This is a genomic window from Pseudomonas sp. CC120222-01a (genome assembly GCF_003097235.1).
Lineage (GTDB): Bacteria > Pseudomonadota > Gammaproteobacteria > Pseudomonadales > Pseudomonadaceae > Aquipseudomonas.
In genome coordinates this window covers 76780-91319 of sequence record NZ_QEQQ01000006.1, presented here as the reverse complement: position 1 = coordinate 91319, position 14540 = coordinate 76780, and the positions used below count along the sequence as shown (strand labels likewise).

The 14540-nt window shown below is 62.9% G+C and carries 13 protein-coding genes; 3 read left to right on the top strand and 10 right to left on the bottom strand.

Annotated features, from left to right (window positions below; genetic code table 11):
- Positions 1-79 precede the first annotated feature (79 nt).
- From N430_RS10290 to gcl, 7 genes are all read right to left on the bottom strand, one after another.
- On the bottom strand, positions 80-904 hold the full coding sequence (locus N430_RS10290) for an ion transporter (RefSeq protein WP_110636650.1): 825 nt from the start codon (positions 902-904) through the stop codon (positions 80-82).
- A 45-nt stretch (positions 905-949) separates the two neighbouring features.
- Positions 950-1822, bottom strand: coding sequence for an urea transporter (locus tag N430_RS10285; protein ID WP_110636653.1), 873 nt, complete (start codon positions 1820-1822; stop codon positions 950-952).
- A 200-nt stretch (positions 1823-2022) separates the two neighbouring features.
- Positions 2023-3438 carry a pyruvate kinase gene (pyk, locus tag N430_RS10280; RefSeq protein WP_110636657.1) on the bottom strand — a complete coding sequence of 472 codons (1416 nt, stop codon included), beginning with the start codon at positions 3436-3438 and terminating at the stop codon, positions 2023-2025.
- A complete protein-coding gene (locus N430_RS10275) occupies positions 3435-4709 on the bottom strand; it encodes a glycerate kinase (RefSeq protein ID WP_110636660.1) in 1275 nt (424 codons plus the stop codon). Before N430_RS10275 ends, pyk begins: the two co-directional genes overlap by 4 nt.
- Positions 4710-4880: 171 nt before the next feature.
- Positions 4881-5774, bottom strand: a complete 894-nt coding sequence (locus tag N430_RS10270; protein WP_103446540.1) for a 2-hydroxy-3-oxopropionate reductase — start codon at positions 5772-5774, stop codon at positions 4881-4883.
- A gap of 153 nt (positions 5775-5927) precedes the next feature.
- Positions 5928-6710 carry a hydroxypyruvate isomerase gene (gene hyi, locus N430_RS10260; protein ID WP_110636664.1) on the bottom strand — a complete coding sequence of 261 codons (783 nt, stop codon included), beginning with the start codon at positions 6708-6710 and terminating at the stop codon, positions 5928-5930.
- A gap of 54 nt (positions 6711-6764) precedes the next feature.
- A complete protein-coding gene (gcl, locus tag N430_RS10255; RefSeq protein ID WP_054884142.1) occupies positions 6765-8540 on the bottom strand; it encodes a glyoxylate carboligase in 1776 nt (591 codons plus the stop codon).
- A gap of 257 nt (positions 8541-8797) precedes the next feature.
- Here gcl and N430_RS10250 point away from each other — a divergent pair, with 257 nt between their 5' ends.
- Positions 8798-9238 carry a heme-binding protein gene (locus N430_RS10250; protein ID WP_008091653.1) on the top strand — a complete coding sequence of 147 codons (441 nt, stop codon included), beginning with the start codon at positions 8798-8800 and terminating at the stop codon, positions 9236-9238.
- Positions 9239-9343: 105 nt separating this feature from the next.
- On the opposite strand, the gene N430_RS10245 is transcribed toward N430_RS10250, so the two are convergent.
- Positions 9344-9955 carry a TetR/AcrR family transcriptional regulator gene (locus tag N430_RS10245; protein WP_110636668.1) on the bottom strand — a complete coding sequence of 204 codons (612 nt, stop codon included), beginning with the start codon at positions 9953-9955 and terminating at the stop codon, positions 9344-9346.
- A gap of 132 nt (positions 9956-10087) precedes the next feature.
- Here N430_RS10245 and N430_RS10240 point away from each other — a divergent pair, with 132 nt between their 5' ends.
- Positions 10088-11002 (top strand): DUF808 domain-containing protein, encoded by a 915-nt coding sequence (locus N430_RS10240; protein ID WP_110636671.1) that lies wholly within the window; start codon positions 10088-10090, stop codon positions 11000-11002.
- 142 nt (positions 11003-11144) lie between these two features.
- Here the strand turns inward: N430_RS10240 and N430_RS10235 are convergent, their stop codons facing one another.
- Complete coding sequence (locus N430_RS10235) at positions 11145-13088, bottom strand: LTA synthase family protein (RefSeq protein WP_110636674.1); 1944 nt, start codon at positions 13086-13088, stop codon at positions 11145-11147.
- A gap of 152 nt (positions 13089-13240) precedes the next feature.
- Here N430_RS10235 and N430_RS10230 point away from each other — a divergent pair, with 152 nt between their 5' ends.
- Positions 13241-13552, top strand: coding sequence for a hypothetical protein (locus N430_RS10230; RefSeq protein WP_110636677.1), 312 nt, complete (start codon positions 13241-13243; stop codon positions 13550-13552).
- A gap of 66 nt (positions 13553-13618) precedes the next feature.
- On the opposite strand, the gene N430_RS10225 is transcribed toward N430_RS10230, so the two are convergent.
- Positions 13619-14401 (bottom strand): outer membrane protein OmpK, encoded by a 783-nt coding sequence (locus N430_RS10225; RefSeq protein WP_110636680.1) that lies wholly within the window; start codon positions 14399-14401, stop codon positions 13619-13621.
- Positions 14402-14540: the final 139 nt, after the last annotated feature.

The following is a 14540-nucleotide window of genomic DNA, read 5'->3' as shown; positions in this document are numbered from 1 at the left end:
TCTGGTTCAAATGTTTGGCAATGTGCCAGCGACTATAACGTTTGGTTCTTGGGCGTTTAAAGACCGAATGGCGCTTTGCTTATTCAGTTTTAGCGAACAGCGCATTGCCGCATCGCGAGCAGAACGCAGCGGCATGTTCATGCGTCTTCTTGTGGCAGGTTGGGCAGTCATGTTGCAGCTGCTCGCCGCGCATCGCGTTGGCCAGTTCGGCGGTAAAGATCCCGGTTGGAACGGCGATGATCGAGTAACCGGTGATCATCACCAACGACGACAGCACCTGCCCCAGCGGCGTCTTCGGCACGATGTCGCCAAAGCCCACCGTGGTCAGCGTGACGATGGCCCAGTAGATCCCTTTGGGAATGCTGGTAAAGCCATGCTCCGGCCCTTCGATCACATACATCAGGGTGCCGAACACCGTCACCAGGGTGGAAACGGTGACCAGAAACACGATGATCTTCTGCTTGCTGCCACGCAACGCATCCATCAGGTAGTGCGCCTGCTTCAGGTAGGGGCTGAGCTTGAGCACACGGAAGATCCGCAACATCCGGATCACCCGGATGATCAGCAGGTACTGGGCGTCGCTGTAGTACAGGGCGATGATCCCCGGCACGATCGCCAGCAGGTCGACCAGGCCGTAGAAGCTGAAGGCATAGCGCAAGGGCTTGGGCGAGCAGTACAGGCGGGTGAGGTACTCGGCCAGGAAGATCGCGGTGAAGCCCCATTCGATGGCGGCCAGCAGGCCGGCGTAGCCCTGGTGCACATCGTCGATGCTGTCGAGGATCACCGTGACCAGGCTGGCCAGGATGATCAGCAGGAGGATCTTGTCGAAGCGTCTTCCAGCCACGGTGTCGGTCTGGAAGACGATGACGTAGAGCTGCTCGCGCAGGCTCGCAGGGTTGTTCATTGGCTCGTTCCACAATTGCGATGGGCAGAGCCTAGGGGCTGTGTTTCAGCTGTGCAAGCGGCTGGGGTTGCGCTGCCGGTGCTGGGCCAGGTGGCTGCCCAGGTGCATCAGCCAGCAAGCAGCGACGAAGGGCGCAGTCAATCCGGCGACAGGCAACAGCTTGAACAACGGTTGCAGCAGCAGGGCCAGGGCAATGGCCAGCAACGTCACCCAAGGTTTTTCACCCTGGCGGCTGAAGGCCAGCGCTGCCAGCGCGGCATTGAAGCCGAACAAGCCCAACCATGCGGCTTGCGCCTGGTCGGCGAGCAGTGCCACGCCACCGCCAATGGCCGAACCGAGCACGGCCCACATCGCCGCATAGGGGTTGGCAATGAACATTCCGACGATGATCAGCAAACCGGCCAGCGGCTGGTCGAGCAGGAAGATCTGCCCCACGCCACGTGCCAGGGCATACGCAGGTTCCGCCTCGACGAAGCCGCTGGGCGCGGGGCTTGCGAACAGCAGGGCAACCCAGCCGAGCAGCACGAAGGGTGCGGTGTAGGCGACCAGCAGCTTGCCGCCGCGCTTGCGCCATTGGTGGGTGATGATGCTCGACAGGCCGCCGGCGGCGATGATCAGCGGCGGGAGGATGACCGACCAGGGCAGCACGGCGCTGATCAGGATGCCGATCAGCACGCCGTTGTAGCAGTACAGCCCGGCCTGGCGGTCGGCGCGGTCGTAGCCGCGGCGTTGGGCGGTGAGCAGGCCGGCGAGGGCGCCAAGCAGGGCGCCGCCGACCAGGTCGGGGGCGGTCAGCAGGATGGCCAGCAGGCAGCATAGGCCGCACAGCGGGTTGCGCAGCAGCAGCACCTGGCTGAAGCCGTTGAGCAGCGCCGTGGCCCAGTCGGGGCACGGGTTGACGAAATTCTTGGTGTACATGGGCAGTCAGCGAGGTTGATGGGGGAGCGGTGGGCCTCTTTGGGCCTCGGTTTTCCGCAGGTTCGGTGTAATGGGAGGGCGTTGCCCTCCTTTCGCGACACAAGGCCGCTCCCACAGGGGCCGTGTATCCATGCCTTGGCGCGGTCCCTTGTAGGAGCGGCCTTGTGTCGCGAAAGGGGCGCAAAGCGCCCCCGGCGATCTCAGACCAGGGTCTCGATCCGCAAGGTATTAGTCGAACCCGGCTTGCCGAAAGGCACACCGGCGGTGATCAGCAGGGTGTCGCCACGGCTGGCCATGCCTTGCGCCTGGGCGATTTCCAGGGCGGTGGACACCACCTCGTCGACCTGGCGCAGGCGGTCGTTGACCACCGAGTGCACACCCCAGGCCACGCTCAGGCGGCGGGCGGTGGCCAGGTTCGGCGTCAGGTTGAGGATCGGCGCCCGTGGCCGCTCGCGGGCGGCGCGCAGGGTCGAGGCCCCCGACTCGCTGTAGTTGACCAGCACCGCCACCGGCAGGATGCCGCTGATACGGCGGATCGCGCAGCTGATGGCGTCCGATACGGTGGCCTCGGCCTTCGGACGGCCGACGTCGAGCTGGGCCTGGTAGTCCGGGCCGTTCTCCACCTGGCGGATGATCTTGCTCATCATCTGCACGGCTTCCAGCGGGTAGTCACCGGATGCGGTCTCGGCCGACAGCATCACCGCGTCGGCGCCTTCGGCCACGGCGTTGGCCACGTCGGTGACTTCGGCGCGGGTCGGTGCTGGCGAGAAACGCATCGATTCGAGCATCTGCGTGGCCACCACCACCGGTTTGCCGAGCTGGCGGCAGGTGCCGATGATGCGCTTCTGGATCTGCGGCACGCTTTCGGCCGGCACTTCCACGCCCAGGTCGCCACGGGCCACCATGATCGCGTCCGCCAGTTCAGCGATGGCTTGCAGTTGCTCGACCGCTGAGGGCTTCTCGATCTTGGCCATCAGGTAGGCGCGGTCGCCGATCAGCTGGCGCGCTTCGACGATGTCTTCCGGGCGCTGCACGAACGACAGGGCTACCCAGTCCACGCCCAGTTCCAGGCCGAAGGCCAGGTCGCGGCGGTCTTTCTCGGTGAGCGGCGAGAGGTCGAGCACCGCTTGCGGCACGTTGACGCCCTTGCGGTCGGACAGCTCGCCACCGTTCAGCACTTCGGTGTCGATGGCGTCATCGTGCTTGGCGGTTACGCGCAGGCGCAGCTTGCCGTCGTCGAGCAGCAGGTCCATGCCCGGCTCCAGCGCCGCGATGATTTCCGGGTGCGGCAGGTTGACCCGGCGGCTGTCGCCTGGGGTCTTGTCCAGGTCCAGGCGCAGGGCCTGGCCGCGTTGCAGCTGGACCTTGCCCTCGGCGAAGCGGCCGACGCGCAGCTTCGGCCCTTGCAGGTCCATGAGGATGCCCAGCGGGTAGTTCAGCTGCTGCTCGACTTCGCGGATCCACTGGTAGCGCAGGGCGTGGTCGGCGTGCTCACCGTGGCTGAAGTTGAGGCGGAAGATGTTCACCCCGGCTTCGACCAGCTGGCGGATGTCGTCGATGCCTTTGATCGCAGGGCCGAGGGTGGCGAGGATCTTTACTTTTTTATCAGGCGTCATGATTGGGCAGTCTCGAGGATCAGAATGGCGCGGAAGTCGTTGACGTTGGTACGGGTCGGCTCGGTGACGATCAGGGCATCGAGCGCGGCGAAGTAGCCATAGCCGTTGTTGTTGTCCAGCTCGTCGCTGGCCGACAGGCCCAAGGCTTCGGCGCGGGCGTAGCTGCCCGGGGTCATGAAGGCGCCGGCGTTTTCTTCCGAGCCGTCGATGCCGTCGGTGTCACCGGCCAGGGCATACACGCCCGGCAGGCCCTTGAGGCTTTCGGTGAGGCTGAGCAGGAACTCGGCGTTGCGCCCGCCACGGCCGTTGCCGCGCACGGTGACGGTGGTTTCACCGCCGGAGAGGATCACGCAGGGCGCCTTCAGCGGCTGGCCATGCAACACGATCTGCCGGGCGATGCCCGCGTGTACCTTGGCCACTTCGCGCGACTCACCTTCCAGGTCACCGAGGATCAGCGGGCTGAAACCGGCCTGGCGGGCTTTCACTGCGGCGGCCTCGAGCGATTGCTGGGGCTTGGCGATCAGCTGGAAGTGGCTGCGGGCCAGGGCCGGGTCATCGGCCTTGACGGTTTCCGAGGCGGGGTTGTTGAGCCAGTCGATGACGGCCTTCGGCGCTTCGATGCTGTAGCGCTTGAGGATCGCCAGGGCATCGGCCGAGGTGCTCGGGTCGGCCACGGTCGGGCCGGAGGCGATGACGGTGGCCAGGTCGCCAGGCACGTCGGAAATCGCATAGGTGTAGACGGTGGCTGGCCAGCAGGCCTTGGCCAGGCGGCCGCCCTTGATCGCCGAGAGGTGCTTGCGCACGCAGTTCATCTCGCCGATGGTGGCGCCGGATTTGAGCAGCGCCTTGTTGATCTGTTGCTTGTCCGCCAGGGTCAGGCCTTCGGCTGGCAGTGCCAGCAGGGCGGAGCCACCGCCGGACAGCAGGAAGATGACGCGATCTTCTTCATTGAGGTTGCTGACCAGTTCCAGCACACGCTTGGCCACGGCCAGGCCGGCGGCGTCGGGGACCGGGTGAGCGGCTTCGACCACCTCGATTTTCTGGCAGTTGGCGCCGTGACCGTAGCGGGTCACGACCAGCCCGGAGACTTCGCCCTGCCAGCTTTTTTCGACCACTTCGGCCATGGCGGCTGCGGCTTTGCCGGCGCCGATGACGATGACCCGGCCGCTACGGTCGGCGGGCAGGTAGGGTTCGAGGACTTGGCGTGGGTGGGCGGCGGCGATGGCTGTGTCGAACAGGTCGCGTAGAAGTTTTTGCGGATCGACCGACATGGCAGGCTCCCATTTATTGTTGTTCTGCAGAATCGAAAACGCCCCTGGAACTGCCTCCGTGCAGGCCGAACCAGGGGCGGGTGTTGCTCGGGGTCACCCCTGAGCCTGTGGTCGCAGGTTCAGCGGTGTTGGCTTCTTCGCGGGCGTGCCCGCGAAGAGGCCGGTAAGGTCTTACTTGTCGTCGCGGATCGAGAAGTTGGCCATGTGCTCCAGGCCTTTGATCAGCGCCGAGTGGTCCCAGTTGCCGCCGCCCAGGGCCTGGCAGGTGTTGAACACTTGCTGGGCATTGGAGGTGTTGGGCAGGTTGATGCCCAGTTCCTTGGCGCCTTGCAGGGCCAGGTTGAGGTCCTTCTGGTGCAGGTTGATGCGGAAACCTGGGTCGAAGGTGCCTTTGATCATGCGCTCGGCGTGCACTTCGAGGATCTTCGACGAAGCGAAGCCACCCATCAGGGCTTCACGCACCTTGGCTGGGTCGGCGCCGTTCTTGGCGGCGAACAGCAGGGCTTCGGCCACGGCCTGGATGTTCAGGGCGACGATAATCTGGTTGGCTACCTTGGCAGTCTGGCCGTCGCCGTTGCCACCGACGCGGGTGATGTTCTTGCCCATGGCTTCGAACAGCGGCTGGGCGCGCTCGAAGGCTTTCGGGCAGCCACCGACCATGATGCTCAGGGTCGCGGCCTTGGCGCCGACTTCACCGCCGGACACCGGGGCGTCCAGGTAGGCGGCGCCGGTGGCCTTGATCTTCTCGGCGAAGGCTTTGGTGGCGGTAGGGGAGATCGAGCTCATGTCGATCACCACCTTGTTCGGGCCCACGCCTTCGGCGACGCCGTTTTCACCGAACAGGACGCTTTCGACCTGCGGGGTGTCCGGGACCATGACGATGATGAATTCAGCTTCCTGGGCCACTTCTTTCGGGTTGGCCAGGGCCACTGCGCCAGCGGCGATCAGGTCAGCCGGGGCGGCGTCGTGGTGGGTGGAAACGAAGATGCTGTGACCTGCTTTCTGCAGGTTCTGCGCCATGGGCTTGCCCATGATGCCGGTGCCGAGGAACCCGATTTTAGCCATGAGAAATTACCTCTTTGTAATTGTGATATCTCAAGCAAGCATTGGCCCCCTGTGGGAGCGGGCTTGCCCGCGAAGCAGACAACTCGGTGGATGGCACCGGCTTCGCCGGTGTTCGCGGGCAAGCCCGCTCCCACAGAGATCTGTGTTCAGCCGTTAAATGACGTTGTGGGTCTTCAGCCAGCCCAGGCCCGCTTCGGTGGTGGTCAGCGGTTTGTATTCCGCGCCCACCCAGCCCTGGTAGCCGATGCGGTCCAGGTGTTCGAACAGGAAGCGGTAGTTGATCTCGCCAGTGCCTGGTTCGTTGCGGCCCGGGTTGTCGGCCAGCTGGATGTGGTTGATCAGTTTCAGGTTGGTTTCCATGGTGCGAGCCAGGTCACCTTCCATGATCTGCATGTGGTAGATGTCGTACTGCAGGAACAGGTTGTCACTGCCGACTTCGGCCTGGATTTCCAGGGCCTGTTTGGTGGTGTTCAGGTAGAAGCCCGGGATGTCGCGGGTGTTGATCATTTCCATGACCAGACGGATCCCGGCAGCTTTCAGCTTGTCGGCGGCGTAGCGCAGGTTTTCCACGAAGGTCTTGCGCACGTCGGCGCACTGCAGGCCTTGTGGGCGAATGCCGGCCAGGGCGTTGACCTGGGTGTTGCCCAGGACCTTGGCGTACTCGATGGCCTTGTCTACGCCAGCGCGGAATTCTTCGACGCGGTCAGGGTGGCAGGTGATACCGCGCTCACCCTTGGCCCAGTCGCCTGCCGGCAGGTTGAACAGCACCTGGGTCAGGCCGTGGGCGTCCAGCTGTTGCTTGATTTCGGCAGCGCTGAAGTCGTACGGGAACAGGTATTCGACGCCGCTGAAGCCAGCGTCGGCGGCAGCCTTGAAGCGGGCCAGGAAGTCCTGTTCGGTGAACAGCATGGACAGGTTGGCAGCGAAGCGAGGCATGGGTTGTCTCCTTGCGATGAAGGCCCCCAGGGCTAGCCTGGGGGCGTCAGGCGATCAGTCCAGCAGCGAGATGGCGGTTGGCGCGTCGTTGCCGACCAGGGCCAGGTCTTCGAACTCGTTGACCGCGTTGATCTCGGTGCCCATGGAAATGTTGGTCACACGCTCGAGGATCACTTCGACCACGACCGGCACGCGGAACTCTTCGGCCATCTTCTGTGCCTTGAGCAGGGCAGGGGCGATCTCGGCCGGCTCGAACACGCGGATGGCCTTGCAGCCCAGGCCTTCGACCACGGCGACGTGATCGACACCGTAGGTGGCAGCGTCGGTCGAGTTGATGTTCTCGAACGCCAGTTGTACACAGTAATCCATGTCGAAGCCACGCTGTGCCTGACGGATCAGGCCCAGGTAGGCGTTGTTCACCAGCACGTGGACGTAGGGCAGGTTGAACTGCGCGCCCACCGCCAGTTCTTCGATCATGAACTGGAAGTCGTAGTCACCCGACAGTGCGACGACCTTGCGCTTTGGATCGGCCTTCACTACACCCAGCGCGGCAGGGATGGTCCAGCCCAGCGGGCCGGCCTGGCCGCAGTTGATCCAGTGGCGTGGCTTGTACACGTGCAGGAACTGCGCGCCGGCGATCTGCGAGAGGCCGATGGTGCTGACGTAGCAGGTGTCCTTGCCGAACACTTGGTTCATCTCTTCGTAGACGCGCTGTGGCTTGACCGGCACGTTGTCGAAGTGGGTCTTGCGCTGCAGGCTCGCCTTGCGCTGCTGGCAGTCTTCCAGCCAGGCCTTGCGGCACTTCAGCTTGCCAGCGGCTTTCCACTCGCGGGCCACTTCGAGGAACACGTCCAGCGCCTTGCCGGCGTCGGAAACGATACCCAGGTCCGGGGTGAACACGCGGCCGATCTGGGTCGGTTCGATGTCCACGTGCACGAACTTGCGGCCTTCGGTGTAGACGTCGACGGAACCGGTGTGGCGGTTGGCCCAACGGTTACCGATACCGAACACCAGGTCGGATTTCAGCAGGGTGGCGTTGCCGTAGCGGTGCGAAGTCTGCAGGCCGACCATGCCGACCATCTGTGCGTGGTCGTCCGGGATGGTGCCCCAGCCCATCAGGGTCGGGATCACTGGTACGCCGGTCAGTTCGGCGAACTCGACCAGCTTGTCGCTGGCGTCGGCGTTGATGATGCCGCCACCGGCTACCAGCAGTGGGCGCTCGGCGTCATTGAGCAGGGCCAGGGCTTTCTCGGCCTGTACGCGGGTGGCGGACGGCTTGTTGATTGCCAGTGGCTCGTAGGCGTCGATGTCGAATTCGATTTCGGCCATCTGCACGTCGAACGGCAGGTCGATCAGCACAGGGCCTGGGCGGCCGGTGCGCATTTCATAGAAGGCCTTCTGGAAGGCGTAAGGCACCTGGCCTGGCTCCAGAACGGTGGTGGCCCACTTGGTGACCGGCTTGACGATGTTGGTGATGTCGACGGCCTGGAAGTCTTCCTTGTGCAGGCGGGCACGGGGTGCCTGGCCGGTGATGCAGAGGATCGGGATGGAGTCGGCCGAGGCGCTGTAGAGGCCGGTGACCATGTCGGTGCCGGCTGGGCCGGAGGTGCCGATGCACACGCCGATGTTGCCTGGGTTGGCACGGGTGTAGCCCTCGGCCATGTGCGAGGCGCCTTCGACGTGACGAGCGAGGACGTGATCGATGCCACCGACTTTCTTCAGGGCCGAGTACAACGGGTTGATGGCAGCCCCCGGGATGCCGAACGCGGTATCTACACCTTCACGGCGCATGACCAGAACGGCTGCATCGATTGCTCTCATTTTGCTCATGGTTTGTGCCTCATCGATTTTGTAATTGTATACAACTTGCTTTGTGCCAGAGTGTATTCATGGCTGGCCGCTCAGGTCAACGGGTTTTCGTCGGACAAGGTGGCTTTCGTTCGAGCGCCCGTGAAAACGGCGGTTTGCGATCTCGCATACGATCGTTTCAATTTATTGTATACAAAAATAGATTCAGTTGTGTTCTATTGGCTTATCGCTTTTTCACCTGCCCTCAGGGCTTCTCACAACAAGAAGAGGACCTTTCCATGAACGCTTTGAACCTGAAAGTCGCTGTCAGCCTGGTGAACGCCGCGCTGGCGGCGGGCCGCAAGATCAATGCCGCGCCGCTGACCGTGGCCGTGCTCGATGCCGGCGGGCATCTGCTGGCGCTGCAGCGCGAGGACGGCGCCAGCCTGATTCGGCCGGAAGTGGCCACCGGCAAGGCCTGGGGTGCGATTGCCCTGGGCAAGGGCTCACGTCTGCTGGCACTGGATGCGCAACAGCGGCCGGCGTTTTTCGCGGCGTTGAACGGCCTGGGCGAGCGGCCGGTGGTGCCGGCGCCGGGTGGTGTGCTGATTCGTGATCAGGACGGCAAGGTGCTGGGAGCGGTGGGGATCAGCGGCGATACGTCGGATATCGACGAGCAGTGCGCGATCAGTGCGATCGAAGAGGTGGGGTTGAAGGCTGATGCGGGTGTAGCGGCTTAATTCTCTACTGCCTGTTCTGGGCTATTCGCGGGCACGCCCGCTCCCACAGGTACAGCGCTATCCCTGTGGGAGCGGGCGTGCCCGCGAATGGCTTACATAGCTGGCTCAGGCCGCCTCGGGCTCACAGCCCTTGAGCACCATGCGAATGATGGTGTCGGCCGCGGCGTCGTAATCGCTGTCGGCCAGCTTGGCCTTGCCGGTCACGGCGGAAATCTGCCAATCGAAATCGGCATAGGTCTGGGTCGCGGCCCAGATGCTGAACATCAGGTGGTGGGCATCGACATGGGCGATCTGCCCGCGGTCGATCCAGCGCTGGATGCACTCGATGTTATGCCGGGCCTGCTCGTTCAACTGCTCCACCTGGTTTGGCGACAGGTGCGGTGCGCCATGCATGATTTCGCTGGCGAACACTTTCGAGGCATGGGGCAGGTCACGCGAAATGCGGATCTTCGAGCGGATGTACGCGCTCAACACCTCTTTCGGATCACCGTCGGCATTGAACGGCGTCGATGCCTGCATGATCGGCGCGATGATGCTCTCCAGGACCTCGCGGTAGAGGTTGTCCTTGGACTTGAAGTAGTAATACACGTTCGGCTTGGGCAGGCCGGCCTTGGCAGCGATGTCGCTGGTCTTGGTGGCGGCGAAGCCCTTGTCGGCAAACTCTTCACTGGCTGCGCGCAGGATCAGTTCCTTGTTGCGCTCGCGAATAGTGCTCATGGTCAGGGATCTTCCTCGATAATGGCCACCTCTAAGAGGGATCGGGCATGGTAGCACCGCGCCCGACGGACGCTCAAGGCAGCGGCTTTGGGCTAGAATCCGGCACATTGACTAATTTGGATACAAGCGAACATGGCAGGAAGCAGTCTACTGGTACTGATCGACGACATCGCCACGGTGCTCGACGATGTTTCGGTGATGACCAAGGTCGCGGCGAAGAAGACCGCAGGTGTACTGGGCGACGACCTGGCGCTCAATGCCCAGCAGGTCACCGGCGTGCGCGCCGAGCGCGAGATTCCGGTGGTGTGGGCGGTGGCCAAGGGGTCGCTGTTGAACAAGGCGATCCTGGTGCCGGCGGCGCTGTTGATCAGTGCGTTCATCCCCTGGGCGGTGACGCCGCTGCTGATGCTTGGCGGCGCCTACCTGTGCTTCGAGGGCTTCGAGAAGCTGGCGCACAAGTTCCTGCACAGCAAGGAAGAGGACGAACTGCAGCACGAGGCGCGCAAGGAGGCCGTGGCCGATGCCAATGTCGACCTGGTGGCGTTCGAGAAAGCCAAGATCAAGGGCGCGGTGCGTACCGACTTCATCCTCTCGGCGGAAATCATCGCGATTACCTTGGGCATCGTCGCCGACTCGCCGCTGACGCAGCAGATCATCGTGCTGTCGGGCATCGCGGTGGTCATGACCATCGGTGTGTATGGGCTGGTAGGCGGTATCGTCAAGCTTGACGACCTGGGGCTGTGGATGACCCAGAAATCTTCAGCGCTGGCCCGTTCGATCGGCAACGGCATCCTGCGGGCCGCACCCTACATGATGAAGAGCCTGTCGGTGATCGGTACCGCGGCGATGTTCCTGGTCGGTGGCGGGATTCTGGTACATGGGGTGGCGCCGCTGCATCACGCGATCGAGGCGTTCAGCGAAGGGCGCGGAGGGGCGCTGACAAGCGGCCTGCTCAATGGCGTGGCCGGTGTGCTGGCCGGGGCTGTGGTACTGGCAGTGGTGGCTGTTGCGGGGAAACTGTGGCGGGCGCTGCGGCCCGCTACTTGAAGCGCTGCGCAGTTCCTGTGGGAGCGGCCTTGCGTCGCGAAAGGGCCGCAGCGCGGCCCCAGATATCAGCGTTGGTGCATAGATTGTTGGGGCCGCTTTGCGGCCCTTTCGCGACGCAAGGCCGCTCCCACATTGGCCAGGCTTACTTGCCGGCTGCGACACCTTGCTGCTCGGGCTTCCAGGCCAGCAGGCCCTGGCTGAAGCCGTAGGCCGCGCTCTGGTAATAGGCGATCGCCCGGCGGATCAGCGGGTTGTCGCTGGCGACTGTGGTTTCGTGGCTCTTGCCCAGGGCATCCTCATGCACACGCATGCCGCCACGCGGGCTGAGAATGGCCAGGTTGTTGCCGTCGAACAGCCCCAGGTGCTGGTAATTGCCGATCAGCACGCGAGGTGGCAGGTCGTCTTCCTTGAGCAGGTCGCGACCGAAGAAGGTCGAGGTGTAGTCGAAGTTGAGCAGGCCCAGCAGGGTCGGCGCCAGGTCGATCTGGCTGGCCAGCTTGCTGTCTTCGCGGGGCTCGATCATTTTCGGTGCGTAGATCCATAGCGGGATCTGGTAGTTGTTCACCGGCAGGTCCTCGACCCCGGCGCTGCCGGCCGTGTGGTCGGCGACGAAGACGAACAGGGTGTTGTCGAACCACGGCTTGCCCTTGGCTTCCTTGAGGAACTGGGCGATGGCATGGTCGGTGTACTTCACCGCGCCTTCGCGGCCGTCGCCTGACGGGATGTCGATGCGGCCGTCCGGGTAGGTGTAGGGGCGGTGGTTCGAGGTGGTCATCAGCTGCAGGAAGAACGGCTTCTGCTGGGCGAAATCGGCATCGGCCAGCTTGAGCGTCTGCCGGTACAGGTCCTCGTCAGCCATGCCCCAGGCATTCTTGAAGCTGATTTCGCTTTCATCGACGCTGCTCTGGTCGACGATGCGGTAGCCATTGCCGCTGAAGAACGCGTTCATGTTGTCGAAGTAGCCGCGCCCGCCGTAGACGAAGACGGCGTCGTAGCCTTTGGCGGTGAGTTGCTGGCCAAGGCTGGCGTAGCCGCTTTCGCGGCCGATGCGCTTGACGATCGAACGGCCCGGGGTCGGCGGGATCGACAGGGTGATGGCTTCCAGGCCGCGGTCGGTGCGGGTGCCGGTGGCGTAGAAGTTGTTGAAGTACAGGCTCTCGCGGCGCAGGGCGTCGAGGTTTGGCGTGAGGTTGCGCGCATCGCCGTTGCTGCCCATGTACTTGGCGCTGAAGCTCTCGATGGTCACCAGGATGATGTTCGGGGTGCGCTGTTCACCGCTGGCACTGATGTGGCGGCGGATGTCCTGAGGCTCCTGGCCCTGGAAGCGGGCGTTGGGTTCGGCCAGCTCCTGGTGCATCTGCGCGCCGACTTCGCCGGCGCCGAGGCTGGCGTAGAACTGGGTGTAATCCAGTTCGTTGTTACGGAAGGCGGCGAAGAACTGGTACGGGCCGTTACTGGCCAGTTCGCGCTGGTAGGCGTTGCCGCCCTGGCCGCGCGGGAACTGCTGGTCGATCACCAGGATGTTCAGGCCGACCAGCACCGCCAGCACGCCCAGCCCGGACCAGCGCTGGCGCGAGGTGGCGGCGGGGGCGGCGAGGGCCTGGGCCAGCGGCTTGCGCAGTACCAGGGCGAGCAGGACCGCGGCCACTGCGATGCTGCTGAGCAGCGTGGGCAGTGGGTAGGACTCGCGGATGTTGTCCAGCACTTCCTTGGAATAGACCAGGTAGTCGACAGCGATGAAGTTGAAGCGTACGCCGAACTCGTCCCAGAACAGCCACTCGGCCACGGCGACGAACAGCATCACGAACAGGCTGACCACCCACAAGCCGGCGAGCAGCCAGCGGTGAGCACGCGAACGCCACAAGGCATTCGGGCACAGGACCAGGTACACGCCCAGTGGCAGGGCGGTGTAGATGAGGAAGCTCAGGTCGTAGAGGGCACCGTCGAAGAAGATCGAGAAATAATTACCGCTGACCTCATCCAGGTGTGTGGCCAGCAATATGAAACGTGTCAGCAGGAAGATGCCGAACCAGGTTGAACAGAGTAGCAGCAGATAGCGCCATGGCGCGGCGAGGGGAGTACGCATCAAGTTGGCCTGTTTTCTTTCTTGGTTGTGCGAGGGCGACGAGTCTAGTCGAAAACTTGCAAAAATAATGTCAAAAATTTGCAGTGCAAGCGAAGGCGATGGCTTTATAGTCGTAACTTGCCATTTCAGACTTGATCGGGAGGACATGCCACATGTTCGGTGTACTGACGTACGACGCCTACCACCTGGCGCTCTACCTGCTCACGGCGCTGGCGTGGGGGGCTCTGGGCTTTGGCTTCCTGCTGCGTAGCGCCGACGCTCAGGCGCTTTACAAGTGCTGTGCGATGTTCGGCCTGGCATTGGTGATCAATGCAGGAGTGTTGGTGTTGGATATCTTCCGGGTCATCCCGCACCAGGAAGTGGAGCTGATATTGATGGGTTTTGGCATGGCACTGCCATCGGCCCTGTTTTTGACTTATAAGGCAATTTTGGTTTTAAGTAAGATAGGTCTTAAAAAGTTGTAAGCCTTAACTTACAAGTCGTGATTATGAAAGCGCCGCCCCAGGGCGGCGCTTTCACGTTCAAGCCGATCAGAAGTGCACTTTCACCAGGAAACTCATGGTGTTCTGGTCGGTGGTGAAGCCATCGCTGTCCTTGATGCCGTACTTGTCCTTCCAGTAGTCGTACTCGACACCCACATACAGCTGCTTCTCGCCCAGGTGCAGGGCCTTGCCCAGGTCGTACTTGATCTGTGGGTTGAAGTGCAGGTTGGCGTGGTAGGTACCGTGACGGTTCTCGTCGTTGTCGACGACCCAGTCCATGAAGCCGTCGATCAGCACATCGGAGTCACCGACCGGAATGGTGTAGGACCAGACCGGAGTGATCTGCCAGACATTGTTGCCCGCGCGGCTGCCTTCAGGCATGCGGTTGTAGAAGTTCAGCTGGAAGTAGTCGAAGCCCGGAATGTTCAGGTCGAAGCCTGGGCCGATCAGGTACGACTCGACGTCACCCTCGCCAAACTCATAGGTAGCAGCCAGCAGCACGTCCTTGACCGGGCCAAACTCGAGCTTCTGGTCGAAGATCTTGCCGAACGACAGACGCGGGCTGAACTCGCCGTAGTAGGTGTTGGGGCCGTTGCTGGCGTCCTTCTTGCCCTGGTAGAAGATCTTGTCGACGAAGAAGAAGTTGTCGCCGTACTTCCAGCCATCGGCGTGCTCGAAGGTGAAGGTCTGCTGGGTATCGGGGTTGACCTTGAAGTTCTTGCCCCACAGGTAGGTCAGGCTGTTGTTCTGCCACTGCAGCAGGTCGCCGGCAAAGGTGGTGCCGCAGGCCAGCAGGCCGCCCGCGAGAATCAGGCTATTGATGGTACGCATTGCGAGTGTCGCTCCCTTGATTGATCTGTTGTCAGCGCTCGACGGCGCTTTTTTGTCTTTTGAGTCAGCTTTTTTCGATTGGCCACAGTTGTTTGGCAAGAGCTGCGCCAACTTTTCGGGGTTAGCTGCTACCTTCCTG